Annotated in this window: 14 protein-coding genes and 10 pseudogenes; 12 read left to right on the forward strand and 12 right to left on the reverse strand. The window is 74.4% G+C overall.

Annotated features, from left to right (window positions below; translation table 11 throughout):
• Positions 1–26: 26 nt before the first annotated feature.
• The 3 genes and pseudogenes from soxR to FF86_RS02500 all read right to left on the reverse strand — a co-directional run.
• On the reverse strand, positions 27–484 hold a 458-nt coding region (soxR, locus tag FF86_RS02495), incomplete at its 5' end, for a redox-sensitive transcriptional activator SoxR (protein ID WP_242418030.1).
• Between the two features lies 1 nt (position 485).
• Positions 486–581 (reverse strand): annotated as a pseudogene (locus FF86_RS38770) (MerR family DNA-binding transcriptional regulator); the annotation flags it as partial.
• A 60-nt stretch (positions 582–641) separates the two neighbouring features.
• Positions 642–1,802, reverse strand: a complete 1,161-nt coding sequence (locus tag FF86_RS02500; protein WP_044883732.1) for an alkaline phosphatase PhoX — start codon at positions 1,800–1,802, stop codon at positions 642–644.
• A gap of 371 nt (positions 1,803–2,173) precedes the next feature.
• Between FF86_RS02500 and galT (FF86_RS38775) the strand changes: the two genes are divergently transcribed.
• The 5 genes and pseudogenes from galT (FF86_RS38775) to FF86_RS02515 form a co-directional block, all read left to right on the forward strand.
• Positions 2,174–2,845 (forward strand): galactose-1-phosphate uridylyltransferase (gene galT / locus FF86_RS38775; RefSeq protein ID WP_242418031.1); only part of this gene is annotated, 672 nt, incomplete at its 3' end.
• A 1-nt stretch (position 2,846) separates the two neighbouring features.
• Positions 2,847–3,334 (forward strand): annotated as a pseudogene (galT, locus tag FF86_RS38780) (galactose-1-phosphate uridylyltransferase); the annotation flags it as partial.
• Between the two features lie 50 nt (positions 3,335–3,384).
• On the forward strand, positions 3,385–4,309 hold a 925-nt coding region (locus FF86_RS02510; protein WP_242418063.1), incomplete at its 3' end, for a galactokinase family protein.
• A 1-nt stretch (position 4,310) separates the two neighbouring features.
• A pseudogene (locus tag FF86_RS38785) lies at positions 4,311–4,593 on the forward strand (galactokinase); the annotation flags it as partial.
• A gap of 382 nt (positions 4,594–4,975) precedes the next feature.
• Complete coding sequence (locus FF86_RS02515; protein ID WP_242418032.1) at positions 4,976–6,295, forward strand: PHB depolymerase family esterase; 1,320 nt, start codon at positions 4,976–4,978, stop codon at positions 6,293–6,295.
• 30 nt (positions 6,296–6,325) lie between these two features.
• Here the strand turns inward: FF86_RS02515 and FF86_RS38790 are convergent.
• From FF86_RS38790 to FF86_RS38800, 3 genes and pseudogenes are all read right to left on the reverse strand, one after another.
• A partial coding sequence (locus FF86_RS38790) for a DUF3418 domain-containing protein (RefSeq protein WP_242418033.1) occupies positions 6,326–6,590 on the reverse strand: 265 nt, incomplete at its 5' end.
• Between the two features lies 1 nt (position 6,591).
• Positions 6,592–8,845: pseudogene (locus FF86_RS38795) on the reverse strand (DUF3418 domain-containing protein); the annotation flags it as partial.
• 1 nt (position 8,846) lies between these two features.
• A pseudogene (locus FF86_RS38800) lies at positions 8,847–10,615 on the reverse strand (helicase-related protein); the annotation flags it as partial.
• A 353-nt stretch (positions 10,616–10,968) separates the two neighbouring features.
• On the opposite strand from FF86_RS38800, the gene FF86_RS02525 reads away from it, so the two are divergent.
• On the forward strand, positions 10,969–13,584 hold a 2,616-nt coding region (locus FF86_RS02525; protein WP_242418034.1), incomplete at its 3' end, for a sensor histidine kinase.
• 74 nt (positions 13,585–13,658) lie between these two features.
• On the opposite strand, the pseudogene FF86_RS38805 reads toward FF86_RS02525, so the two are convergent.
• From FF86_RS38805 to FF86_RS38820, 4 pseudogenes are all read right to left on the reverse strand, one after another.
• Positions 13,659–13,799, reverse strand: a pseudogene (locus FF86_RS38805) (transcriptional regulator); the annotation flags it as partial.
• Position 13,800: 1 nt separating this feature from the next.
• A pseudogene (locus FF86_RS38810) lies at positions 13,801–14,284 on the reverse strand (DUF5753 domain-containing protein); the annotation flags it as partial.
• A 1-nt stretch (position 14,285) separates the two neighbouring features.
• Positions 14,286–14,369 (reverse strand): annotated as a pseudogene (locus tag FF86_RS38815) (transcriptional regulator); the annotation flags it as partial.
• A 1-nt stretch (position 14,370) separates the two neighbouring features.
• Positions 14,371–14,525: pseudogene (locus FF86_RS38820) on the reverse strand (helix-turn-helix domain-containing protein); the annotation flags it as partial.
• A gap of 1,367 nt (positions 14,526–15,892) precedes the next feature.
• Between FF86_RS38820 and FF86_RS02535 the strand changes: the two are divergent.
• The 3 genes and pseudogenes from FF86_RS02535 (at position 15,893) to FF86_RS02545 (ending at position 18,039) form a co-directional block, all read left to right on the forward strand.
• Positions 15,893–16,108 carry a DUF397 domain-containing protein gene (locus tag FF86_RS02535; RefSeq protein ID WP_264762543.1) on the forward strand — a complete coding sequence of 72 codons (216 nt, stop codon included), beginning with the start codon at positions 15,893–15,895 and terminating at the stop codon, positions 16,106–16,108.
• A gap of 790 nt (positions 16,109–16,898) precedes the next feature.
• Positions 16,899–17,092, forward strand: a pseudogene (locus FF86_RS38830) (hypothetical protein); the annotation flags it as partial.
• Positions 17,093–17,613: 521 nt separating this feature from the next.
• Positions 17,614–18,039, forward strand: a complete 426-nt coding sequence (locus tag FF86_RS02545; RefSeq protein ID WP_044883730.1) for a heme-binding protein — start codon at positions 17,614–17,616, stop codon at positions 18,037–18,039.
• Positions 18,040–18,082: 43 nt separating this feature from the next.
• On the opposite strand, the gene FF86_RS02550 is transcribed toward FF86_RS02545, so the two are convergent.
• Complete coding sequence (locus FF86_RS02550) at positions 18,083–18,382, reverse strand: SelT/SelW/SelH family protein (RefSeq protein WP_044883729.1); 300 nt, start codon at positions 18,380–18,382, stop codon at positions 18,083–18,085.
• Between the two features lie 134 nt (positions 18,383–18,516).
• Here FF86_RS02550 and FF86_RS02555 point away from each other — a divergent pair, with 134 nt between their 5' ends.
• The 3 genes from FF86_RS02555 to FF86_RS38835 form a co-directional block, all read left to right on the forward strand.
• On the forward strand, positions 18,517–19,833 hold the full coding sequence (locus FF86_RS02555; protein ID WP_044883728.1) for an ABC transporter substrate-binding protein: 1,317 nt from the start codon (positions 18,517–18,519) through the stop codon (positions 19,831–19,833).
• A 292-nt stretch (positions 19,834–20,125) separates the two neighbouring features.
• Positions 20,126–21,115: a malate dehydrogenase gene (locus tag FF86_RS02560; RefSeq protein WP_044883826.1), complete on the forward strand. Its 990-nt coding sequence runs from the start codon at positions 20,126–20,128 to the stop codon at positions 21,113–21,115.
• A 206-nt stretch (positions 21,116–21,321) separates the two neighbouring features.
• A partial coding sequence (locus FF86_RS38835; protein WP_242418036.1) for an effector-associated domain EAD1-containing protein occupies positions 21,322–22,316 on the forward strand: 995 nt, incomplete at its 3' end.
• Positions 22,317–25,614: 3,298 nt separating this feature from the next.
• On the opposite strand, the gene FF86_RS02575 is transcribed toward FF86_RS38835, so the two are convergent.
• Positions 25,615–26,397 carry an aminotransferase class IV gene (locus FF86_RS02575; RefSeq protein WP_044883725.1) on the reverse strand — a complete coding sequence of 261 codons (783 nt, stop codon included), beginning with the start codon at positions 26,395–26,397 and terminating at the stop codon, positions 25,615–25,617.
• Positions 26,398–26,406 lie beyond the last annotated feature (9 nt).

Genomic DNA, 26,406 nt, shown 5'->3' on the forward strand with positions numbered 1-26,406 from the left:
GCCGCGCCACCCGCCGTCACGTCTGTCTATCCGACCGACCCCGACTCGGTGGCGGCGGGTCCGCTCGGACACGGTCCGGCGCAGTCGGGGGCGGGTTGCGGGCGGTGGCCGCCGTGGTGCATCCGCCCGGCGCCGCGCAGCGATGCGGGCAGCGCCCGGGCCCCCGGGCCGAGGGCGCCGATCCGGTCGGCGGGGTTGGAGATCCGGCAGCGGCGCAGTGACAGGCAGCCGCAGCCGATGCACGAGTCGAGCCCGTCGCGCAGGGCCTCCAGGGCCGCGATCTCCTCGTCCAGCCGGGTGCGCCAGCGCCGCGAGATGGCCGACCAGTCCGCCTTCGTCGGGGTGCGGGCATCCGGCAGCGACGCCAGCGCCTGCGCCACCTCGTCGAGGCTGAGCCCCATCGCGGTGGCCGCGCGGATGAACGCCAGCCGGCGCAGCACGTGTCGTTCGTACCGGCGCTGGCCGCCGGCGGTGCGGGTGGCGGNGATCAGCCCCTGTCGCTCGTAGAAGCGCAGCGCCGAGGGCGCGAATCCGCTGCGCTGCGACAGCTCGCCTACGGTCAGCAGGTCGGTGGGGAGCATGCCCGCGATCCTACGGCCCTGGAGCTGAAGTCAGGTTCAGCTTTACCGTCGGGTTCGGCTTTACCGGCGGAAGGGGCCGGTCACCTCGAAGGTGATGCCGCCGCGGTTGCGCCCGGTCACCCCGCGCTGGGAGGAGAAGTACAGCCGGCTCCCGTCCGGGCTGAACGCCGGGCCGGTGATCTCGGACCTGTCGTGTTCCGGCAGCCGCAGGAAGGGCGCGACCACGCCGTCCGGGGTGATGAGCACCAGGGCGGGACGGGAGTGGTCCTCGGCGACGTACAGATCGCCCGAGCGCGCGCCGACGACGTTGTCCACTCCGGTGAGCGGCGGCGGGTCGGGCAGGCTTGCCCGGTCGTAGAGCAGGTCGATCCGCTCGGCGTCCGCCCGGTACGCCCACACCCGGTCGTCGCCCTTGGTGGTCAGGTAGCAGACGCCGTGGGCGTACCAGCAGCCCTCGCCGCCATGGAAACGCCGGGCCTCGCGGACCTGCCGGCGGGTCGCCCGGGGGAAGCCGTCCGGATCGCGTACCCGCTCCCAGCGCACCGGCCCGGATTCGGCGTGCGCATCGGCGACCAGCACCTCCAGCTGGCCGGCGGACAGGTCGCCCCAGCGGTCCGGGCGGAACCGGTAGAAGCAGCCGTCCCTGCGGTCCTCGGTCAGGTAGATCACCCGGTGGTCGGGGTCACAGGCCGCCGCCTCGTGGGTGAAACGGCCCAGCGCGGGACGCGCCACGGCCTTGCGCGACCCGTCCGGCCACGCCTCGTACACCCGGCCGGAGAAGAACTCCTCGCACGACAGCCACGTCCCCCACGGGGTGGCCCCGCCGGCGCAGTTGGCGGTGGTGCCGCCGAGGATGCGCCCCGACGAGGCGATCGAGCCGTCGGCCCGGAACCGCAGCGCCGAGGCGCCGCCGTGCAGCATCACCTCGGAGTTCGACACGTAGGTCCAGCCGTCGGCGGGCCCGGGGAAGCAGGCCCCCCCGTCCGGCGCGTCATGCCACACGTACTCGGTCGCGCCGACGAGCAGGTGCGAGCGGGCGACGATCCGGCTGGTGAAACCGGCGGGAAGTGCCACCCCGGAGCGGTCCGGTGGGCGTAGCGGTCCGTAGGGCCCCACCCCGGGCCGGGCGGTGGCGGCCAGGGCCGCATGCCAGGTAGCTCCGGAGAACGCGGCGGTGCCCAGCGCCGCCACCGCCGAGCGCAGCAGCATCCGTCGATCCATGCCCTGCCCGTCCCTTCCGCGCCGGTCGGCCGTCGACCGTCCCCGCCTGTCTGATCCGCCGTGCGCTGCGCCTTCGCCGTGCTGCGCGTCCGCCGTGCTGCGCGTCCGCCGTCCGCCGTGTGATGCGCGTTGCATGCATCGGGCGGCCGTGGCGCGCCGACGGCCCCGACCGTCGCCCATCCGGATCACCGCACGTGCGGGTTGTCGCGGCCGCGCCGCGGCGGTGCCACCTCTCTCACCCTAGGGTCGTTGAGGCGTTGCGTCAGGTAACCGGGCGGTGGGGATCGCCTGCCGTCGCGACCGCCGGTGGATCTTCCGGGGTGGTCCGGACGGGGCTGGTCCGGCCGCAGCCGTGGCAGGCTGTCGAATCGATGGACGACACCACGCATCGGCGGTTCAATCCACTGACCGGCCGCTGGGTTCTGGTCTCGCCGGGGCGGGTTCGGCGCCCCTGGCACGGCGGTCGGGAGACGGCGGCGACGCCTCCCGCCGTCGCGTACGATCCCGCCTGCCATCTGTGCCCCGGCAACGAGCGCGCGGGCGGCGCTCGCAACCCCGACTACCGGGGCACGTACGTGTTCACCAACGACTTCCCGGCGCTGCGACCCGCCGGGAGCGATCCCGCGCCGCCCGGCGCCGACTCCGTCAACCCCGTCAACCCCGTCGACCCCGCCGGCCTGCTGCGCAGCGCCCCCGCGCACGGGACCTGCCGGGTCGTCTGCTTCGGCCCGGATCACGGCCGCGGGCTGGTCGACATGTCCTCCTTCGAGGTCCGCACGGTCGTCGACACGTGGGCGGCGCAGGAGGCCGAGCTGTCCGAGCGGTGGCGCTGGGTGCAGGTCTTCGAAAACCGCGGCACCGCGATGGGCGCCTCCAACCCGCATCCGCACGGGCAGATCTGGGCCTGCGACGCCCTGCCCGACGAGGCCGCCGCCGAGGACACCCACCAGCGGGAGCACTTCGCCCGGTCGGGCAGCTCCCTGCTGCTCGACTACCTCCGCATCGAGACGCGCGCCGCGGAGCGGATCGTCCTCGACGACTCCNACTGGCTCGTCGTGGTGCCGTTCTGGGCGGTGTGGCCCTTCGAGACGCTGCTACTGCCCCGCCGACCCGTGCAGCGGCTCGCCGAGCTCGACCACGCCCAGCGGGACAGCCTGGCCGACGTGCTGGGCCGCCTGCTTGCCGGCTACGACGCGCTGTTCGACCACCTGTTCCCGTTCTCCATGGGCTGGCACGGCGCACCGGGTCCGCATCCGGCGGGGGCCGTGGGCCGGGCGACCGGTTCGCGGCGCCCCCCCGAGGGGGTCTGGCAGCTACACGCCCACTTCTATCCGCCGCTGCTGCGCTCGCCGACGATCCGCAAGCATCTCGTCGGCTACGAGATGCTCGCGGAGCCCGCGCGCGACCTCACCCCCGAGGACGCCGCGGGCCGGCTGCGCGCGGTCGTGGCGGATGCCTGGGACGGGGAGGCGACCCTGCCCGGCGGCCTCGAGGCGGTCCCGGCCGCGCCGCTGCGGATCCGGCCGTCGTGACGCCGCCCCCGGGCCGCCCCGGTTCGGCGGCCGGCCCGGGCGAACGGGCGGTGCCGGCCGCGGTACGGGCGGTGCGGGCGTTCGTGGCGGCCTACGGCCGCGAGCCGACCCTGCTGGTGCGCTCACCGGCCCGGGTCAACCTCATCGGCGAGCACACCGACTACAACGACGGACTGTGCCTGCCGGTGGCGATCGATCGCGAGCTCTGCATCGCCCTGCGCCGCACGGACGACGTTCCCACCGCAGGGGACGCCACCCTGCGGCTGGTGTCCGAACAGGATCCGGCGCCCGCCGTCGTCGGGCTGCCGCCGCCGGCCGCGGACACGCCGCCGCCGGCCCGTGCGACCGGCTGGGCCCGGTACGTGCAGGGCGTGGCGGTCCAGCTTGCCGCGACCGGCGAGCTTGCCGCGATCGGCGAGCTTGCCGGGGCCGGCCTCGTGCCGTGGCAGGGCGCGCTCGCCAGCGACATCCCGCTCGGCGCCGGCCTGTCCTCCTCGGCCGCCCTGGAACTCGCCGTCGCCGTGGCCTGCACCCACCTCGCCGGCTCCGTGCCGGCACCGACGGAGCTCGCCCGGCTGGCCCAGCGGGCGGAGAACACCTGGGTCGGCGCCGCCACCGGCCTGCTCGACCAGCTCGCCTGCGTCGGGGGGATCGCCGGGCACGCCCTGCGCATCGACTGCCGGACCCTGACCATCACACCCGTGCCGCTGCCGGCCGGGCTCGCCGTCGTCGTCATCGACACCGGCTCACGGCGGGAGCTCGTCACGAGCGCCTACGCCGACCGGCGCGCCGAATGTGAGCGCGCCGCGCGGGCGCTGGCGGTGCCGGCGCTGCGTGACCTCGAGGCCCTGCCAGCGGACGCCGCCAGCCGTCTCGACCCGGTGGCGCTGCGCCGTGCCCGCTTCGTCATCGCCGAGAACGCCCGGGTCGACGCGGTCGCCGAGGCGCTGGCCCGCGGGGACGCCGAGGCGGCCGNCCGGCTGCTGCTGGCCGGCCATCGGGGCATCCGGGACGACTTCGAGGTGTCGGGGCCGGAGCTTGACGCGGCCGTGGCCGCGGCGCAGGCCGCCCCGGGCTGCTTCGGTGCCCGGATGACCGGAGGCGGGTTCGCGGGCTGTGCGGTGGCCCTCGTGGACCGGACCCGGCTGGACGCGTTCACGGCGGCGTTCGAACCCGCCTATTCCGCCCGCACCGGCCGGGAAGCCGTGCTACATGTTTGTTCGGCCGTCGCCGGCACCTCGGTCACGGCGCTGCGCTAGCGCAACGCCTCGAGCAGTCCCCTTCCCGTTCGTGGCGGCTGGCGGTGTGACGGAGGCGGGTCGCGGAACGGGCGACGGCTCGTGCGTCGGCGGCGGATGCGGGGGAGAGCGCCCACCCGGGTCCTTCTGGAGGGTTCAACGTCCGATTCATCCCCCAGAAGAACACAGATGGCGCCGCTCCCAGGCACAGGTCCGGGGCGGGCGGGTGCCCGCGCCCGGGCGGTCGCGGCACGGTCGGGCGCACCCGGGCGGGTGCGCAAGCCGTCCGAGTTCGGCCGAATCGCCCGCGGCTGTGCTGTGCTAGCCCGGTATAGGAGTTCTTGACGGGAAGCGGGTTAGCATGACCGCTCTGACCGGGCGGAGACGAGGAGTTGAGAGGACGGTGTCCGTGCTGCGTTGGGCGCGGGTCGGGCTGTCCCGGCGGGGACGGCTGCGGCGCGGGGTCGGGATCGTCGGCGTTGTCGCCGTCGGCCTGGCCACCCTCATCCTTGCGACGCTGTCGCCGTCGTCATCCGCGTCGGCCACCGCCGCGTCGGTCACCTCGGCCCCGGCGGCCGCCGCAGGGTCCCCGGCCGGCGCTGCCCACCTCGCCGGCCCGTCCTCGATAGCCGCCGCGCCCGCCGCGTCCAACCCGGCGGCCGCGCCCCGGCTCCCGGACGCCGCCTCCGTCTCCGGTACCCAGCTGCCGGGCGTCCCCCCGCTCCCGGCGGCCAGCCCACCCCCCGCCGGCACTCCGACCGCCGTCTCGCCCTCCGGCGCCGTCTCGCCCTCCGGCGTCAGCTCACCTGCTGGCGCAGGCGCGCCCGGCGGCACCAGCGCGACCGCGGCCGCCGGGTCGCCCGCGGTCGCCGGCCTGGCCGCAGCCTCGGGCGCGGCGACCTCCGCCGGGCCTTCCGCGTCCGCCGGGCCCTCTCCGGCCGCGTCCGGCCCGGCGACACCGTCCGCGGACACGGTGCACCGCGTGGCCTCCGGGCGGACCTACGAACTGCACACCGACGTCCGGCTCTCGCCCACGTTCCGCGGCACGGCCCGCCCGCTGGTGATTCTCCTGCACGGCCTGCTCAACAGCCCCGAGAACGTGCGGGAGATGTCGGGGGCGGATCCGTTCGCCGACGCCCACGGCTTCGCCGTCGCCTACGGGGTCGGCGTCCACGAGGCCTGGAACGCCGGCGGCTGTTGCGGCCAGGCCACCACCGACGACATCGGCTACCTGCGCCAGGTCGTCGACGACGCCGCCCGCCACACCCCGGTGGACCGCAGCCGGGTGTACGTGTGGGGCTTCTCCAACGGCGCGATGCTCGCCGCCCGGGTCGCCTGCGAGGCCCCCGACCTCGTCGCCGCGGTCGGCATGGTCGGCGGGCAGGCGCTGGTGTCCTGCCCGACCGTCCCCGTCCGGATGCTGCACATCCACGGCACCGCGGACAGGACCGTGCCCTGGCGCGGCGGCTGGTCGGACTACCTGAAGATGAACCTCCCCGATGGCGAGGCGGAGGCCACCCGCTTCGCGCCCGGCTCCGAGCTGCAGCACATCCTGTGGGACGGCGGCCATGCCTGGCCGTGGTGGGCCGTCGGCGCCCTGTGGGACTTCTCCGCGCCTGCCTCCCTCGACGCCCCGGTCATCCCGGACGCCCCCGCCGCCCTGGGCGCCAGCATCGCCGCGGAGGTTCCTGCCGTTCCTGCCGCCCAGGGGGACAGGCCGTAACCCGGTCGGCCCGGGCGCAGGCCGCTCCGGTCAGCCGAGGAGGGTGTCGATGGCGCGGTAGACGCGTTCCTCGGAGACGGGGTACGGGGTGCGCAGGTTCTGGGCGAACAGGCTCACCCGCAGCTCCTCGAGCATCCAGCGGATGCGGCGGATCTCCTCGCCCGGCTCCCGGCCGGCGGGCACCGTCGCGAGCAGCTCCCGGTAGGCCTCCCACGCCCGCCCCACGGTCGCGGTGTTGATCCGGTCCCGGCCGGGGTCGCGGGGCAGCCGTTCCAGCCGGCGCTCCAGGGCGGTGNGGTAGCGGGCGAGGTCGGCGAGCCGGTCCGCGCCGGTGTCGGTGACGAAACCGCGGTAGATCAACGCGTCGAGGTGCCCGCGGGCGTCGGCGACCGAGGCGGCCAGCACCGGCGCGCGCAGGTCCCGCAGCGCCAGGTCGACGGTGTGCGCGAGCGCGAGGACCTGCTGGACCTCGCGGACGACCGCGAACGACGCCTCGGGCAGGCCGGCGCGCACCGCGGCGAGCAGCGTGGTGAAACCCGCCTCGTCCCAGACCGGACCGCCGGCGGCGGTGATGAGGCGGTCGGCGGCGGCTCGGACACAGTCGTCGAGCAGGTCGGCGGCGTCCCGGTGCGGGTTGTGGCTCAGGGCGAGCTTCGCCGCGTTGGACAGCCGCCCGTTGAGGCCGCGGATCGGCGAGGCGACGCCGAGCAGCACGAGCCGGCGGGTGCCGGCCCACATCGTCTGGCGCTGCTCGGTCTCGGTGTCGGTGGCCCGGACCGCGACGGTGTTTCCCTCGTCGACCAGCGCCGGGAACGCCTTGACGACGTGGCCGCCGCGGCGCAGCTCCACGACCTTGGGCAGAGTGCCGACGCCGTCCCAGGACCGCAGCCCGGACCGTTCGACGCCGTCCGCCGCGGCGGCGACGGCCTCCCGGGTCCGTGGCCGTAGCCGCTGCTTGATCGCGTCGAGGTCCTTGCCCTCGGCGAGCACCGCCCCGTGGACGTCGGAGACCCGAAAGGTGATCCGCAGATGGTCCGGGACGGCAGCCAGCGACCAGGAGTCCCGCGGGATCTCCGGGCCGCCCATCCGGCGCAGCTCATGCTCGACCGCGACCAGCAGCGGGGCCTGACCCGGGGTGATGTGCGCGAGCACCGCGCGGGCGTAGTTCGGCGCCGGCACGAAGCTGCGCCGGACCACCTTCGGCAGTCCCCGGATCAGCGCGGTCACCAGCTCCTCGCGCAGCCCCGGGACCTGCCACTCGAAGCCCTCGGCGGCCACCTGGTTGAGCACGGGCAGCGGAATGTGCACGGTGACCCCGTCGGCCGCCGACCCAGGTTCGAACTGGTAGCTCAGCGGCAGGGCCAGTTCGCCGAGCCGCCAGACGTCGGGGTAGTCGTCCTCGCGCACGTCCGCCGCGCCCGCGGAGACGAGCAGTGAACGGGGAAAGTCGAGCAGGTCGGGGGTGGCGCGCCGGGCCTTGCGCCACCAGGCGTCGAAGTGCCGGACGGAGACGACGTCGGCCGGGATCCGTTCGGCGTAGAAGCCGAACAGCACCTCATCGTCGACGACGATGTCGCGCCGGCGCGCCCGGTGCTCCAGCTCCTCGGCGTCGGCGAGCAGTCGCTGGTTGCGCTGGAAGAACTCGTGCCGGGTCTGCCAGTCGCCCTCGACCAGGGCGTGGCGGATGAACAGCTCCCGGCACAGCGCCGGGTCGATCCGGCTGTACTGCACCGGGCGGCCGGCGACGATCGGCACCCCGTACAGCGTCACCCGCTCGTCGGCGAGCACCGCCCCCTGCCGGCGGGACCAGCGCGGCTCGCTGTAGCTGCGGTGCACGAGATGCCCGGCCAGCGGCTCGATCCAGTCCGGGTCGATCCGCGCCGCGGTGCGTCCCCACAGCCGCGACGTCTCGACGAGCTCGGCGGCCATCACCCAGGCCGGCGGCCCGGACGGACGCTGCCGCGGCGCGTCCGGGCCGGTCCCGTCGGCGGCGGTGTCCGCGGCGGCGGCGCGGTCGGCCCGGCCCCGGCCGCGGGCCATGGCCGAGCCCGGCCACAGCATGAACCGGCTGCCGCGGGCCCCGGCGTACTCGCGGCGCTCCGGGTCGTACCGGCCGATATGCGACAGCAGGCCGGTCAGCAGCGCCCGGTGCACCGCCCGCGGATCGGCCGTGCCACCTGCGCCGTTCCCGCCGCCCGTGCTGTTCCCGCCGCCCGTGCTGTTCCCGCCGCCACGGTCGTCGCGGGGGGCGCGGTCGCCGGCGCGGGCGTCGGCGTTCAGACCCAGGCCGCGGGCCACGGCGGCGAGCTGGCCATGGACGTCCTGCCACTCGCGGATGCGCAGGTAGTTGAGGAACTCGGTCCGGCACATCCGCCGAAACTGGTTGGCGGACAGCTCGCCGCGGGCGTCGCGCAGGTAGTTCCACAGGTTCAGGTAGGCGAGAAAGTCCGAGGTCGGGTCCGCGAACCGGGCGTGCCGCTCGTCGGCGGCCTGCTGGTGTTCGACCGGACGGTCCCGCGGATCCTGGATGGCCAGCGCCGCCGCGATGACNAGCACCTCCCGCAGGCAGCCCTGCTCGTCGCCGGCGAGCACCATGCGGGCCAGCCGGGGATCCACGGGGATCTGCGCGAGGCGCCGACCGATCGGCGTGATCCGCCGGCCCGCGCCGGTACCGCCCGCGCCGGTACCGCCCGGGGTGGCTGCGCCTGGGGTGGTCGCGCCCGCGGCGGGCCCGCCTGCGCCGGTGCCGCCGGCGTCGAACGCCCCCAGCTCGGTGAGCAGCAGCTCCCCGTCGCTGATCTGGCGCGGGTCGGGCGGGTCGAGGAAGCCGAAGGTGGCCATGTCGCCCAGCCCGAGATCGGCCATCCGCAGGATCACCGAGGCCAGATTCGTCCGCAGGATCTCCGGGTCGGTGAACTCGGGCCGGCCGGCGAAGTCCTCCTCGCTGTAGAGCCGGATGCAGATGCCGTCCGCGGTCCGCCCGCACCGGCCCTTGCGCTGGTTCGCGGACGCCTGCGAGACCGGCTCGATCGGCAGGCGCTGCACCTTCGTCCGATGGCTGTAACGGGAGATGCGCGCGGTGCCGGGATCGATGACGTAACGGATGCCGGGCACCGTCAGCGAGGTCTCCGCGACGTTGGTCGCCAGCACCACCCGCCGTCCGGTGTGCGGCTGGAAGACCCGGTGCTGCTCGCCGGCGGACAGCCGGGCGTAGAGCGGCACGATCTCCGTGTTCGGCCGCTGCTCGCGCGCGAGCGCCTCGGCGGTGTCCCGGATCTCCCGTTCCCCGCTGAGGAACACCAGGATGTCGCCGGGGCCCTCGGCGCACAGCTCGTCGACGGCGTCGCTGATCGCCTGGGTCTGATCGCGTTCGGGCTCGACCGGCTGCCCGCGGCGCCCGCCCGGGCCGCTGCCGCCGCGGGCCCGGCCGGTCCCGCGGCCACCGGCAGACTCCTCGGCGGGCCGCGCATCCGGTTCGGCCGCGGTCGGGCCTGTCGGGCCTGTCGGGCCTGTCGGGTCGGCGTCGCGGGCGCCCGGCACCAGCGGGCGGTAGCGCACCTCGACCGGGTAGGTGCGCCCGGAGACCTCGATGACGGGCGCGTCGCCGAAGTGCGCGGAGAACCGGGCCGTCTCGATCGTCGCGGAGGTGATGACCACCTTGAGATCCGGCCGGCGGGGGAGCAGCGAGCGCAGGTAGCCGAGGATGAAGTCGATGTTGAGGCTGCGTTCGTGGGCCTCGTCGATGATCAGCGTGTCGTAGCGGCGCAGCGACCGGTCCGAGGAGATCTCGGCCAGCAGGATGCCGTCGGTCATGAGCTTGACGAGGGTGTCGTCGTGCACCTGGTCGGTGAACCGGGTCTGGTAGCCGACGACCCCGCCGGCCTGCGGCGAGGGGGTGCCCAGCTCCTCGGCGATGCGGTCCGCGACGGTGCGCGCGGCGATCCGTCGCGGCTGGGTGTGACCGATCATCCCGCGGACCCCGCGGCCGAGCTCCAGGCAGATCTTCGGTAGCTGGGTGGTCTTGCCGGAACCGGTCTCACCGGCGATGATCACAACCTGATCGTCGCGGATCGCGGCGAGGATCTCGTCCTTACGCTGAGTAACCGGGAGGATATCGGGGTAACTGAGCGCGGGCACGTTCGCCCGCCGCCGGGCGACCCGCGCGGCCGCCCGATCGGCGTCGGCGGCGATGGCCCGCAGGGCGCGCTGGCGGGCGGCGGGCTCGCGGGTGCGCCGGGTGTCGGCGAGACGCCGGCCGAGCCGGTGGGCGTCACGGGGTCCCAGCTCCGCCAGCCGGGCGGACAGCTCGCCGACCCGCAGCGTCCCCTCCCGGTCGGCCTGCTCCCGGTCGGCCTGCTCCCGGTCCACGCGGGTGGGGTCCGCGGACGGCGGAGGATTCACTGGCGGTCCTTCCACACGCGGTCAAGCCTAGGGCACTTCGGGCGCGGGGCCGCCGGCCTCCGGGCGACCGCCGGCGACCGACTCCTCGATCTCGCGCCGCCGACCTGCCCGGACGTCCAATTCCCGGTGCCGGCGGCGGGAGGCATCCTTTGCCGGCGGGAGGGGGCACCCGACCTGTAGCCTGCGACCAGCTCGCCCGGGCGGAACGGGCTTCGGGTCGGAAGTGATGCCAAACCATGACGGAACCGCCAAGCCATGACGGAGCCACCGTGGTGAGGCGCGGCATCGGTTCCACCGTGGGGACGGCGGAGGAACTCGAACCCGAGGGTACCGGCCGCCACGGCAGGCGGGCGGCGACGCCGGGCGGGCCGGCGGCCGGCGACGGGATCACCGACACCGCCTTCGGCGCCGCCGCGCTGGAGCTGGGCCGCGCGTCGGTCGAGGCGGGCCGTGCCTACCGGGCGCTGGAACAGGTCATGGCCGCGGTGCTCGTCGCGCTGCGCGCCGTCGCGGTCCTGCTGACCCTGGCCTACCTACTCGTCTGGCACTGGTACGCCGGCCACCCGGCGGCGCTGGCGGTCGTGCTGGTCAGCGTCGGCTGGGGCGTGTTCTTCTGCGTGGTGGGCCTGCGTCGCGGGGTGGGGCACCTGCTCGCCGCCGCGAGCGTCGCGGTCGCGCTGGCGCTGGCGCTGACGGCCGGGCGTTGGCTGCCGCCGCAGTCCGTGGGGGACAGCGGCAACTTCGTGTTCCTGACCGCGATCAACGCGGCGGTCGTCGCCGTCTGGGCCTTCCCGCCGGCGCTGGCCGCGCCGAGCATCCTGCTGCTCGGCGCGGGCACCCTGGTGGGGGGCTGGGGGCACAACCCGCAGGTCATCGTCGAGTCGACGATTCTGGTGCTGGTGCCGGGGCTGCTGGGTCTCGCGATCGGCCGGCTGCGCCAGATCGCCCGTACCGCCGACCGGCGCTGGGCGAACGTCGTGGCCCGCCACCGCGGCGAGGCCGTGGTCCACGCGGTCGCCCGGGACCGCCGGGAGCGCGAGCGGATCATCCATGACACGGTCCTCAACACGCTGACCGGGATCGCCTGGGGCGGGGGGCGGGACGTGGCGCTGGCCCGTAGGCGCTGCGGGCAGAGTCTCGCCGCCGTGCAGGGCCTGCTCGACCCGGACGAGGCGAACGAGCCGCCCATCGACGAGCGTCTGGCCGAGGTCGTCCGCAACGCCAACGGTCCGCGGCTGCGGGTCACCTTCGACAACCACCTGCGCGGCGCCGCCCGCGGGGCGGTGCGAACCGAACCGCCCGCCGTCGTCGGTGCCGCGTTCGCGGGCGCGGTCGGCGAGGCGTTGGCGAACGTGGAGCGCCACGCGGGCACCCGGCGGGCGCGGGTCCGCCTCGACGGGGGCGCGGGTGTCGTCACCGTGCAGGTGTCCGACGCCGGCCGCGGTTTCGACCCGGCCCGGGTCGACCCGGCCCGGCTCGGCCTGCGCCGCTCGATCGTCGGCCGGCTCGACGACGTGGCCGGGACGGTCGACATCGTCTCGGCGCCGGGTCGCGGCACGACCGTGCGGCTCCAGTGGCGCACGCCGAGGACCACGCCGATCCTCGCCGGTGCCGGTGCCGGTGCCGGTGCCGGTGCCGGTGCCGGTGCCGGTGCCGGTGCCGGTGCCGGTGGTGGTGGTGGTGGTGCCGCGGGTCCGGCGTCGGGTCGCGGTGGCGGGGTCGTCGCCGACCGGCGGGGGGTCACCGCGATCGCCGCCGACCTCGATGACGCCTATGCCGCCGGGCAGCGGCGCGCCGTCGGCCAGATCGCCGGCCTCTGGTTGGTCGTCATGCTGGCGCCGCTGGTCGCGACGCTCGGTTGGGTGCGGGAGCGCCCGGTCGCGGCGCTGCTGTGGGCGGTCCTCGCGCTGGTGATCGCCGAGACCGCACGGCGGGTTCGGGACCGGCCGCTGGGGCGCGCAGAATCGCTGGCGCTGCTGGCGACGACCCTGGCCGTCACCGCCGCCGGGGCGGCGAACACCCGCGGGCCGGACATCGTGCGGATCGCCAACTGGCCGCTGTTCGTCCTGCCGCTGCTGCTCGCGTTCATCACCGCCTCCCGGCCTCGCCGGGAGTGGACCGCCGCCCTGGTGGTGACGATCCTGCTGCTGGTCGGCCTGGTTCTCGTGCGGGACCCGGACAATCCGTTGGTGCTCGCCCGGTTGAGCTCGAACATCTACGGGATGTGCGGCGTGCAGATCGTCGCCGCCATGCTCGGCCCGCTGCTGCGCGCCACCGCCGACACCACCGCGCGCACCCTGGCGGCCGAGGCCGAGGTCGCCGCGCGCATCGACGCATCGCTGATGATCCGCCGCGAGCGCGTCCAGTGGCTGGGTTCCGTCGAGGCGGACGCGTTGCCGCTGCTGGCGGGGATCGCCGACGGCCGGCTCGACCCGCGGGCGGCGGCCGTGCGCAGCCGCTGCGCGGTGCGGGCTGCGACGATCCGCCGGATGCTGACCGGCGGCGGGCCGTCGTCCGCGCTCGCGGATCTGGACCCGGTGCTCGCCGACGCCGAGAATGCGGGGATCAGCATCGAGATCCAGCTCTCCGGCGATCTGCGCTCGGCGCCGGCGCCGGTGCGCGCGGCGCTGGCCGACCGGGTCGGTGCGCTGCTCGCCGCGGCCTCGGGCGGGCGGGCGATCGTCACGGTGCTGTGGGCGCCCGCCGGTGGCAGCGTCTTCGTCGCGCTGCCCTGGCCGGACCGGGTGCCACCGCCCTGGCCGAACGGTGCCGGTGCCGTCGGGCCGGAGGGGGACGCCCCGATGGTGGGGATCGGCGTCGACCTGGACGATCAGTGGCTGAGCCTGGAGCTCACCTGGCCGCCGTCCGCGTGCGCCGCCGTCAGCGCCNTCGGGTCCCAGGGCCGCTGAGCGGCCGCGCCGCCGGCCGGCACCGGGCAGGTGCGTGGCCGGCCGGCGCGGACTCAGTACTCGTTGACGATGCGCCGCAGGACGTCGGGGGTGGACGCCGGGGTCGTGCTGTCGACGCTGAGCCGGTTGTAGACCTCCATGTACCGGTCGACGTCCTCGCGCTTGTCCAGGTAGGTGGAGCCGGTGAGCTGCTCNAGGTAGACGACGTCGGGCAGGTCCATCTCCGGGAAGCGCAGGATGGTGAACGCGCCGCCCTCGGCCGCGTGGCCGCCGAAGGCGAAGGGCATCACCTGCAGGGTGAGGTTCTGCAACGGCGCGATGTTGATCAGATGCTCGATCTGCGCGCGCATCACCTTGGGGCCGCCGATCGGCCGGCGCAGCGCTGCCTCGTCAATGACCACCCACAGTCGCGGAGGGTTCTTGCGGTAAAGCAACTTCTGCCGGTTGATGCGGACGCTCACCCGCCGCTCGATGACCTCGACGGGAGCCCCGACACTACCTTGAGTGATGATGGCTCGCGCATAGTCTTCGGTCTGGAGCAGTCCCGGAATGAACTGCAGCTCGTAGGTGCGGATCAGTTGGGCGGACTCCTCAAGTCCCACGTACGGCTGGAACCAGGTGGGGAGAACGTCGTTGAAGTTCTGCCACCAGCCGGCGGTGTTCGCCTCGCGCACGAGCGNCAGCAAAGGAGCGCGCTCGGCTTCGTCCGTGACCTGATAGAAGGTCAGCAGGTCGGCGACATCTCGTTCTTTGAAGCTGACTCGNCCCAGCTCCATCCGGCTGATCTTCGACTCGGAGGCGCGGATGTGGTATCCAGCGGTCTCCCGACTGATGCCCTTCTCCTCGCGAAGTCGACGGAGCTGTGAGCCGAGCAGGATCCGACGCACGGTCGGCCCACTTCCCGGCTGAGCTGTCGTCACGGTCGGCCCCCTCGCCATCGGTCAACGCAAGAGTATGACATCTGATCTTCTGGATCCGGTTATGTGGCTGGTTCTCTTGTCTGGATGACAGCTGCTTGTTTAGCGCAGTGAGGGTTATTTGTATACACGCTCACAGAGAGTGCCGGTGGTGGGTGTCCGCTGGCCTGGCGGTACAGATGCCCCCGAAGGTGCGGCCAGGGATCGGTCGTAGCTCCCAGTGACGCGGGCCTTCCGATCTGCTCCGACGAGGCCGCCTGGGGTCGCCCCCACTCCCTCCCGCTCGCACGCGTTCGCTTCCACTCTCTCGTGCCCCCGCCCGCCCGTTTGTCCCATGGTCCCCGCGTTCGTCTGGTCCCCGCGTTCGTCCGGTGCGCCGGCTCAACCTCCGCCGGAAGCCCCGGACCGTCGGCTGCCGCCCCCGGCCGTGGAACGCGAGTGGCTGCGCGGTTGCTCGTCGTCTGATTCCACCTGACCGCGGGACCGGGCAGGGCGGCCGACTCCCCACTCGGGTGAATGCGGCCGGGTCGCCGGCCCGGTCGTGCTGCCCGCGCCGCCCACCGGTGGCGGTCGCTGCGCCGGGTGCCGCCGCGGCGGCCGGAGATGTTCCGGCGCCGGGACGGTGGATCCGGGATGTGGTCGGCGAGACGCTGCGTGGTGCGAGGGCCTCCCCGGTGGTCCGGCGATGGGTTCTCATTGCGTTGTCCCTCGCGAGTGCGAGTGGCCTCCGGATCCGGTCGTCGTCCGCTGCGTCCCGATGCCCGACGTGTCGGGGCTATGAACTTTTACACCAGCGGGCGCCCCCCCGATCGGCGTCCCTTGGTTCCGGAGCCCCAGGGCCCCGCCGCGCTCGCAGGCCATTCCCGCAAGTCACCGCCCCCTTCCTGCGGCCAGGTCCCTTGGTACGCCGTTACGGCGTCGCTGGTCGGCTGCGTGATTCGCCACTTTGCGGGTTTATTCGGACGATTCGCTACCTCCTTCGGGTCATCTCTGTGAACTCCCGACCAGGAGTGCTAGCGCCACCGGGGTACGCGGTCACCCGGGGAGCGCCCCGGCCGGCCGCTCCCCGGGTCCAGGGGCCGGGGGTCGCGACCGCGGCAACCGCATGGCCGGTCGCACGTGAGGCCGTGGCGCGCACATGCGACCCGCTTGATGCACGTGCACCTGACCGTGCTGTATCGTGAGCCGAAGTTCGTGCAGGCGCACACGCGGGCACATCGGCGGGGGNTTCGGGGGNAGTCCCGTCCGGGGTGGCCGGCGAGGAGTCCATCGCGGTGCGGCGGTGCGACAGGCGGGCTGCGTGGGTGAGGGCCGTCGTGGCACGGCTACTCGGGGCTTCGGGAGATCGCGTGACCAAGATCTACAGTGGCATGTCTGCGGCGGCGCTGGAGCGCGTGACCTGGCAGAAGAGCCGGCGGAGCAACTCGCAGGGCAACTGCGTCGAGATGGCGAAGCTGCCGGGCGACGAGGTGGCCGTCCGCAACTCCCGGCATCCGAACGGCCCTGCCCTCGTCTACACCCGAGCCGAGATAGAGGCCCTGATACTCGGCGCCAAGGACGGCGATTTCGACAACCTGCTGCAGTAGGCGTCCGCCATCATGGTCCTGCTGACTCCGGTCGTCCCTTCCCGGCAGGCGTGCGCCACGGCCGTGCGGGCTCCGCTCGCCCNCAGCCCGCAGCACGCGTGGCTGGCCCAGACGTCCCAACGCGACGTCGTCTCGGCCCCCAACCTGCTGGATCGGACGGACATGCGGTGCAACGAGGCCCGTTCTGTCCCTACCCGTACCGACCCGCCCCTGCGGCCGGCGATCGCCTTCGCGGCGCTTCCGGCCAACCGGACCGGAGACAGCATGCCCCCGCCCGCCACGGAACGGATCTTCAGCTCGGGAGATCTTCCCCTGCTCTCACTGCCGGGTGCCGATGGGCTCATCACCTGCCAGTGGACCCACGAAACCCTCGGAGTGCCCAGCTCGATAGAGGACGGCGGCGACNCGATCGCCGAGCGTCGGCGGGCCCAGGTGGGATTTGTCCTGGTCGAGCCGGCGTGGCTGGTCCGGGCCGCCGCCGAGCAGGTGCGCTCGCCCGGGGTCGACGCCATCGTGCTGCACGCCCACGCCAGCCCCCCTGGGCGCAGCGCGCTGGCCCTCGCCTTCGCCTCCCATCTGCGCAACGTGCTACGCCGCCCGGCGCCCGGGCTCGATCCCCGGCTCGGCAACAACGTGGTGACCGCCGGGCTTCGGCCGGACCTGGCGGGCTTCAGCGACCTGGTCCGGGTGCCCCACCTGGTGACGATCACCGACGGTACCGGCGCGGTGGCCGACACGATCGTGTGGGAGATCATGACCGGCGGGCAGTTCGACGCCTGGCTCGACGGCNCCCCCCGACCCGACCAGCGGGCCATCGAGGCGCACCTGCCGGGTCTGCTGCGGCTGCGGGGTCTGCACCGGTCGGGCCGGCTGGACCATCGCCGGGCCGGGGCGCTGCTCGACATGCTCGACGGCGGTCAGCTCACGACCCGGCTGATCCACCGCTTCCCCCGGGTCGTGCTACCGCTGGCCGCGGCGGCCTGACCCGGCGCCGGCCACCGGACTCACCACGGCCGCCCCGCAACGGCGCGGGTCGGTCGTGGTGTCCCGCGCGGGCGGCGGCGACGTGGACCGCCGCCGCCCGCGCCACCCACCTCGGCGCGGCGCCGCCACCGGTCGGGACGGCTCTGCAACCGGACCCGGCCGGCGCGGGCCGGCGCGGCGGTGGTGGTCCGCCCGGGCCACCCGTCTGGCCCGGGCGGGCGACCCCAGCGGCGGGCCGGGGCCGTCGGGGAACCCGGGTCCCCGCGTCCCGCCGACGCCCGCGCGAACGGCGCCGCCGCGTGACCCGCCTGGCGCGACCTCACTGTTTCCCCGTGTTCCGTGCCCCGGCCGCGGCGCCACCGCGTCGGCTGCGGGCAACCTGTGTCCTTCTGTGTGCCGCCGCTCGCGCGGGGAACCGCCGTGAGCGACGGTTGTTCTGCGGCGCGCCTTCCACCACTCGACGGCCGATCTGGGCCTATGGTCAGGCGCACCGGAACGCCGCTTTATGGGGAGAGTCGCGGATGACCGTATCGCTCGAGGATGCCCGCCGGATCATCGCGGCCGGGGAAAGGTATGCGATTCACCTCGGTCAACCGGTTAACATCGCCGTCGTCGACTACGCGGGCATTTTGGTGGCCCATGTCCGGATGGACAACGCCCGCCTGCAGACCGCCGACATCTCGGTCGACCGGGCGTGCGCGGCGCGGGCCTCCGCCGCGCCGGCCCGCCTGGTGAACCACACCGGGGGCGAGGGCGGCCCCGCCGGGTCCGGGGTAGGGGACGAGGGGTACGGCGGCTGGGAACGCCCGCCGGCCGAGCCCGGCTCGGGCCTGACCGGCGCGCTGCCGTTGCGGCGGGACGGGATGATCGTCGGCGCCGTCGGGGTCAGCGGCGCTCCCGCACCGCTGGACGAGGCCATCGCCCGAGCCGCCGCCGCCGCGTTCTGATCTCCCCGCGCCCTGATCTCCCCGCGCCCTGATCTCCCCGCGGTCAGGCGTCCGGATCGCCTGCCGACGCTTCCACATGGCCGAGAGGTCGTCCGGGCGCAACCGCGTCCCGCACGAGCCGCTTGACGGCGGACGGCTCGGGAAAGCCCTGCTCCCGCCGGTCCCAGAGCACCCGGTCGCCGAGCCGCACGACGAACACCCCGCCCGTCCCGGGCACCAGGCAGACCTCGGCCAGGTCCCCCTCGAATGTGGTCAGCAGCTCCTGGGCGAGCCAGGCCGCCCGCGGCAGCCAGCGGCAGCGGGTGCAGTATTCGATCTTCAGGGTCGGTTTCGCCGCGGCCATCGCCCCATCCTTCCCNCCCCANCCNCCCCGCCCGCTGCGGTGTGAGCCAACGAGCCGGTGGCACCGCCGGCAGCCTAAACCAGCCCAATCCAGCTCTGGCGAATCTCACAAAATCAACGGAATGGCACCGGAGCATGTCATCCTGCGCCAAGGTTGGTGGAGTGAGCAGCGTCACGGTCCCGGCTACCGGCCGGCGTCGACCGCGGGGCGGGTCGCGGCGTCGAGCGCGGGCCCACCGTCGCCTCCTCGTCGGCCTGCTCGGCGTCGCGGTCGCGCTGGGGGTGGTCGGCTGCCGGGTGTCCAGCGACGAGAAGCCGACGGCGCCGGTCTGCGCCGAGCCGGGCGTCACCCCGGACGCGGTGCGTCTCGGGCTGCTCTACCCGGACACCGGCAACGCGGCGTCGCTGTTCGCGCCGTTCCGCGCCGGCGTCGACGCGCGGCTCGGGGTCGCCGACGCCGCCGGCGGCGTGGGCGGTCGCCAGGTCCGTTACACCTGGCGCGACGACGCCTCGAATCCCGCGGGCAACGAGGCCGGTGCCCGCGCGCTGGTCCAGACCGACCGGGTCTTCGGCCTCATCGAGTCGACCTCGGTGGCCAGCGGCTCCGCGGCCTACCTGCACGGCGCCCGGGTGCCGGTGACGGGCACGTCGCTGGAGGCGGCCTGGACGCAGAACGACAACATGTTCAGCTACTCCAACATGATCTCGGACGGGCCGTCCGTCACCACCTGGGGCGCGTTCGTGGCCGAGCGCGGCGGGCGCACCGCGGTCATCGCGCAGTCGGCGTTCTCGGCGACGTCGATGACGATGGCGGACAAGCTGGCGCTGAGCCTGCAGGCGGCAGGCATCCGGGTGGTCGGCCGGGTCGACGCGACCGGCCCGATCGACATCCCCGGCATCGGGGAGAAGGTGCGGGCCAGCGGCGCGGACGTCCTGGTCGGCGCGGTCACCGGCGCCGCCTTCGGCCAGGTGGTCGTCGGCGCCCGCGCCGCCCACGCGAACCTGCGCGTGATCCTGTCGCCCGTCAGCTACGACCAGCGGTTGTTGCGGGTCTTCGGCCCGGTGCTCGCCGGCCTCTACACGTTCGTCGACTACCAGCCGTTCGAGGTGGGCACGCCCGCGCACCAGCGCTTCCTCGCCGGGATGCTCAAGTACGCCCCGCAGGTGTCACCGCCGGCCCAGCAGGCCGCCCTGTCCGGCTGGATCTCGGCCGACATGTTCCTGCGAGGTCTCGCCGCGGCCGGGCCGTGCCCGAGCCGGGAGTCGTTCATCCGGGGGCTGCGCGGGCTGAAGGGCTACGACGCCGACGGTCTGCTGCCCGCGCCGATCGATTTCTCCTCGCATTTCGGGCAGATCAACCGCTGCTATACCTTTCTCCAGGTCACCGCGGACGCGCAGCATTTCGAGCTCGTGCCGCCGGCGCCCCGCTGCGGCGACGAGATCGGCCAGTAGGGGCCGGCACCGCCGGGGAGTCGCCGGCGGTGCCGACCCCGGCGTACCCACCCCTCGCGGGCCTGTCCGCGCACGTCCGCGGCCCGGCGCCGGCGCGCCCGCCGGTCGGGCCGACGCCTCCTCGGGGGGTGTGAGCCGCTCCGCCCCGCCAAGCTGCCCGTGTTGCAGGCGGTCGGACTAGCATCGCTGGGGCGAAGGAAAGACATCGCATTTCGTGGGCCGGTCCACGATCGCCGCCGGTCGTCCCGGTCCGCCGCCCGAGCTTCCGGATGACCTGTACCAGGAGATGCCAGTGAGTTCAACGCCCGTCAACGTCACCGTCACCGGCGCCGCCGGTCAGATCGGCTATGCGCTGCTGTTCCGCATCGCGTCGGGCCAGTTGCTGGGCGCGGACACGCCGGTGAAGCTGCGGCTGCTGGAGATCCCGCAGGCCGTCCGGGCGGCCGAGGGCACCGCCCTCGAACTCGAGGACAGCGCGTTCCCGCTGCTGGCCGGGGTGGATGTGTTCGACGACGCCAAGCGGGCGTTCGAGGGCACCAACGTCGCCCTGCTCGTCGGCGCCCGCCCGCGGACCAAGGGCATGGAGCGCGGCGACCTGCTGTCCGCCAACGGCGGCATCTTCAAGCCGCAGGGCGAGGCGATCAACAGCGGCGCGGCGGAGGACATCAGGGTCCTGGTCGTCGGCAACCCGGCGAACACGAACGCGCTCATCGCCCAGACGCACGCGCCGGATGTGCCTGCCGAGCGATTCACCGCCATGACCCGCCTCGACCACAACCGCGCGATCGCGCAGTTGGCGAAGAAGCTCGGCGTTCCCAGCGCCGAGATCCGCAAGATCACCATCTGGGGCAACCACTCGGCCACCCAGTACCCGGACATCTTCCACGCCCAGGTCGGGGGCCGCAGCGGCGCCGAGGCCGTCGGCGACCAGAAGTGGATCGCCGAGGAGTTCATCCCGCGGGTGGCCAAGCGCGGTGCCGAGATCATCGAGGTTCGTGGCGCCTCGTCGGCCGCCTCGGCCGCCTCGGCCGCGATCGACCACGTCTACACCTGGGTCAACGGCACCCCCGAGGGTGACTGGACCTCCGCGGCGATCCCGTCCGACGGCTCGTACGGCGTGCCCGAGGGACTCATCTCCTCGTTCCCGGTCACCGCCGCCGGCGGGAAGTTCGAGATCGTGCAGGGTCTGGAGCTCGACGCCTTCTCCCGGGAGAAGATCGACGCCTCGGTGCGTGAACTCGCCGAGGAGCGCGAGGCCGTCCGCGCGCTCGGCCTCATCTGAGCTCTGTCGGCTGAGCTCTGTCGGCTGAGCTCGGCCGGCCGAGCTTGGTCAGCCGAGCTTGGTCAGCGGAGCTCCTTCAGGCGCAGCGCACCCTTCGCGGCACGCGCGGGCGACATCCCACCGTCCGCGCGCTGCCGACGAGGATGTGCACCGGACCTGTCACGGATGAGACGCACCTGGTCGAAGCCGTCCGTCCCGGGACTAGAATGATCGCGGAAATCGCGCCGGCCGGCGGAGGCCTGTCGGCGCCCGCCGCATCTTGGAACCGGTTCGGGGGACTCGTGACGCAGCGGCTGAGCGAGGTCGAGATCTGGGCGCTCGCCGACGCGTTCGACACGAACTCCAAGGCGAAGCGGCTGCTGGTGCGCGCCGGCCTCACCCGTGGCCGGGTGCCGGAGCTCGTCGGCGCGCCCTATGACTTCTGGTCGGAGATCTCGGAGCTGCTCGAGAACGGCGTGCTCGTCGACGGTCGGGCACGCCTGCTGGCCGCCGCGGCGGAGGCGTTCCCGGCCAGCGAGGTCTTCGGGGCCCACCGAGGCCCCGCGTCTTCTCCGCTCGACGTCGACGCGCCGCGGGACATCCTCCCGGCCGTGGGCGGGCGGGGACGATCGGCCGCGGGCATGCCGGAGCAGGTCAGCCTGTTCTTCCTCGACGCCCGCCGGTACAGCCGGCGCGGCATGCTCGACCAGCTCGACTGGCGGGCGGCATTGCAGGAGATCGTGGCGGCGGCCGTCGCGGGGCTGCGACTGCCGGCGGAGTCGATCCGGCTGCGTCAGGACCAGGGCGACGGTTTCCTCATCGCCGTGGCCGGTTCGGTCGCGAAGGCGTACCTCGCCAGCGATTTCGTCCGCGAGCTGCAGATCGCCCAGCGCGTCTACAACAACGGGCGCGAACCCGACAGCCGGCTGCGGCTGCGGATGTCGCTGCACCACGGCGATGTGATCATCGATGGAACCGGTGCCCCGGGCAACGCCGTGGTGATCGCCGCCCGGCTGATCGACGCCCCCCAGGTGCGCGGCATCCTGGAGCGCTACCCCGACGCCGACCTGGTCCTCGCGCTGTCTCCGGAGTACTTCCGGGACACCGCCGCCGAGCGGCTGCGGGATCTCGACCCGGCGAAGTTCCGCGAGATCGACGTGTCCGTCGGCGACAAGTACACCGGTACCGCCTGGGTGACGCTGCCCGGTCATCCCGCGAATCCNCCCCTCGACGAGGACCCGGCCGCCGCGCTGGCCGCGGACGCTCCCGCCGGTGCGGTTCCGAGCCTGCCGGGCGCCGCCACCCTGCCCGCGGGCGACCCGCGCGGCGACACCCCGAACATGGCCGAGCCGCCTGGCGTCCCCGAGGATGCTGCCTCGGCAGTCGCGGCCGAGGGGGCTGGGACCGTTGCGGCGCCGGCATCATCGGGCTCCGGGGCCACGGGCCAGGCGGGCGGGGACGAGGGGCACAGACGGATCGGGATTCTCCGGGGGCGCGGGAAGCGCTCGGCTTCGCCGCCGCCGTTTCCTGGCGGGCGGCGCGCCTGATCCCTCGCCGACTGGCCGGCACGTCCGCCGCCCAGACCGGTCTGCGGTGGTGTGGCGCTCACGGCGTCAAACGGTGCTCACGGTCACCGCGCCGCCGGTCGCCGCCGCGAGGAGCTGACTCAGGCCACGGCCGTAGCTGGTGNTCCCGTCGAAGCGGCTCCATTCCGCCAGCGCCGTCATCATGGTCCGCAGCTCCGTCGTGGATGCCTCGCCGGTCCGGGCTCGCTCGATCAGGCTGTGCACCCGGGCGGTCCAGGTGAGGGCGTCGTCGCCCGCGGCCCGCGCCCGGCGTGCGGCCTCGTCGATGCGGGCGCGACGCAGGATCGGCCGGCCGGTGGCGGTCGGCGCCTCGGCGAGCCGGAGCAGTCCGGCGGCCCGCCCGGCGTCGGAGTCGATGCGGCCGTAGGCGGCCAGCGACCGTCGCCACAGCTCCTCGGCCCGGTCCAGGTAGGCCGGACGGCCCGAGGGGATCGGCGAGCCGTCCGGCCTGCGGCCCAGGGTCTGCGCCCCGCCGTCTGGGAAGCCGGCCCAGTCGCCTCGCACCAGGGCCGCGTGCGCGAGCGTCGCGTCGTCGGCGCCGCCCGCCGTCTCCACCACATCCAGCGCAACGCCGGCCTCGGCCGCCCGACCCAGCCGGAACAGCAGGTCCGCGCGCAGGATCCGGGCGTACGCGCTGGCCTGATGCACGGGCAGCTCGGCCAGCCGGGCGACGAACGCGTCGGCCATCGTGAGCGCGTCCACCGCCGCCAGGACCGAGCCTTCGACACCCGCATCGGGTACCGCCGCGGTCATTGCCGGGCGCGCCTGCGCGACCACACCCGGGGGCGCGGCGGGCCCTGCCACCGCGGCCTTTCCCTGCAACGCGACGCCGCCCAGCGCGGCGACTCGGAGCGGCAGGCCGGCCGGGTCCGCAGGCCTGGGGGTCCCGGCGGAGCGCGGCAGCCCACCCGGAGCGGGGGTCCGGGTGGGCACGGGGGTCAGGGCCGGAGAGGGCGCTGGGATCGGGGAGGGCGCTGGAGGCGGGGAGGGNGCCCGGGTCGGGGAGGGCGTGGGCGCCGGGGAGGGCCGGTCCGTCGGCAGGGGGGAACCGGTCGCGGTGGGGACGTCGACAGCAGGGCCGGTCGGGCCGGATGGGATGGCCATACCGGGTGGGATGGCCATGCCGGTGGGAGTGGTCGGATCGGCCGGGTCGCTTCGCGCCGGGGCGCTGTCTGTGGCTGGGAGTGCCGCGGCGTTCGACGTGAGCGGGGAGTCCGGCCCGACTGCGACGGACATGGGGACCGTCCCGCTCCCGGGGCTCTTGACGTCCGGGGCGACCGCGATGTCCCGGGCGACTTCGGCGATCTCGGTGGCCGGGGAGATCGGGCCGTCCGATGGGAGTGGGCCGTCCGGGAGGAGCGGACCGTCCGGAGTGGGCGAGTCGTCCGGAGACACTGGGCGGTCGGGCAGCGGGGAGCCGTCGGGTGGCAGCGGGCGGTCGGGTGGCAGTGGGCCGTGGGGAGGGAGCGGGGGGTCCACCTGGGCGGTGAGGTCCTGGGGGATCGGAAGGCCTCGGATGACCTCCGTGCCTTGGGGAGCCTCCGCGGGTTGGGCGATCTGCCGGCCAGGGGTGACCGCGGTCTCCCGGGGGGCCGGGGGGCGCGCTCGGGGGTCGCCGATGCGCGCAGCGGGCGCTGCGTCCCCGGGTGGGGACCCCGGGTGCCCCGCGGACGACCGGCCGACGGTGAAGCCCCAGCCCAGTATGGCGGGGAGGAAGCCGCCGGCCCGGGAGCGAGCCCGCGGTCCCGTCCGGTGCAGCCCGTGGGCGGAGGCCGTGTGCCGGACGAGCCCCGCCGCACCCGTCCAGCCGAGGACCATGGGCAGGGTGTTGAGCCAGGGGGTGGTGTCCGCGCCGGTGCCGCCGGCGGAGGGGGTACCGGCGGCACCGCGTCTGGTGGCGACCGCGTGAGCCCGCCCCTCCCCGGCGGCCGCGGGCCGGTGCCTCGTCCCGGTGGTGGGCGAGTGGCTGGCATGGGGCGAGTGGCTGGTGGCGGGCGAGCGGCTGGCGCCGAGTCTTCGAGCGGTGGGTGGGAGCGGGCGGCGGGCGGCGGCGGGCGCCTCGGTGCCGGCGCCCGCCGCGGGCGGGATCGACGCGGCGAGCAGACGGGCGCGGGCCATCCGAATCGCGGGGATGACCTCGGCCGCGAGTACGCAGATGACCGCGGTGGTCGGGGCGAGCAGGTCGTGGCGCTGCCGGACGACCGCCTGCGCCGTCCAGGCCGTCAGCGGGCCGTCGGCGGGGGAGACGGACGGCGCCGGGTCGCGGGTGCGGGACGGGGCTGCGGACCGGCCGACGGTGGCGGGCGAGGGTCGCAGGAGGCCCGCGTCGTCCGGGGACCAGTTCCGGTCGAGGGNGAGCGCCGCGAGGTAGAGCGCCTCGTGCACCGCCACGTGGTCGGGATCGGCGGGGTCGTGCTCGCTCTGGCGCAGCTCGCGCAGGGCGCCCTTGGACCGGCCGGCGGCGACGGCTGTCGCGGCGCGAAGGAGGTGGCGCTCGGTCGGCGGCGGGAAGGGATACCGCACGGGCACGCCGGCGGGCTCGACGCGATGTTGCTCGTGCAGCAGGAGCGCTATGAGGAGCCTTGCTGAGGAAAGCGGCATCGGTGCGGTGTTCCTTCACGGGCGACACGGAACCGTATCCGGTTCGGACTGTTCGGACCCGCCGGAAAATGCCGGCGGAGCCATGACAGTACCTAGCATTCCGCCGCCGGGAAATGGTTCGTGGTGGTTCCGTGACGGCCCGGTTGTGGCATCGAATGTAGCTCGCGGAAATGGTCGTCGACGCAAAGATAATGCAAGCACGATCAAGTAGAAGAATGATTTCACTTCGTCCTATCGGCGGCTGGCGTCCCGGGAGGGGTGGGGCCGCCGGCGCGATCGGCGAGAGACGCCACCCGGCTCCGCCGGCCCGGCCGATCCGCGGGTGCCGACCCCTCAGACGAGGTCGCCGGGAACGGCGTCGTACCGACGGGCGAGTTCGGCGATGCGCGGTGTCGGGCCGGCGAAGCGGTGGTCGTCGACGGCGGCTACGGCGGCGATCCCGCGGGAGTTCGTCACGAACGCCGCCTCGAAGCGGTCGAGGTCGGCCAGCCGCACCGGCGCCCGCACGCTGTCCGGCGACCGTTCCAGCAGAGCCATCGTCACGCCGTGCAGGGCCGGCGCGTCCGGCCAGACGACCGCGTCCCCGGCGAGGAAGCCGATGTTGGTCGTCGCACCCTCCGAGACGACGCCACCCGGGCCGGTGAGCAGCGCATCGTCGAAGCCGTGCCGGCGAGCGAGCCGGCCGTACTGGAGCTGACCGAATGTGCCCAGGTGCTTGAGGTGCGGGAACGGCCGTGAGTACGGCACGGACATGAGCCGCTGCGGGGCCGGAGGCGGCTCGGCGGGCGCCCCGACCGCGACGATGAGCCGCGTCGGGTCGCCGTCCGGGGTGCCGGTGACGACGACCCGCACGGTGGCGTCGCGGGTCGAGGCGGCCAGCGCCGCCCGGATCCGAGCGCGCACCAGCTCGCCGTCGAGCGGCTCGGCGTAGAGCTCACGGTTCGCCGCGTCGAGACGTCGCAGGTGCAGGTCGAGACCGCGGGTCCGGCCGTCGCGGACCTGCATGACCGTGAAATGACCGTGGGGAAGCAGGGCCAGCGGAGGTGGATCGTCGAGGGATACGGGACATCCGTCGATCTCGATGCGCAGCAACGCCGGGCTGGCCACGCCGGTCACGATAGCCAC

Source organism: Frankia sp. CpI1-P, from assembly GCF_001421075.1.
Lineage (GTDB): Bacteria > Actinomycetota > Actinomycetes > Frankiales > Frankiaceae > Frankia > Frankia torreyi.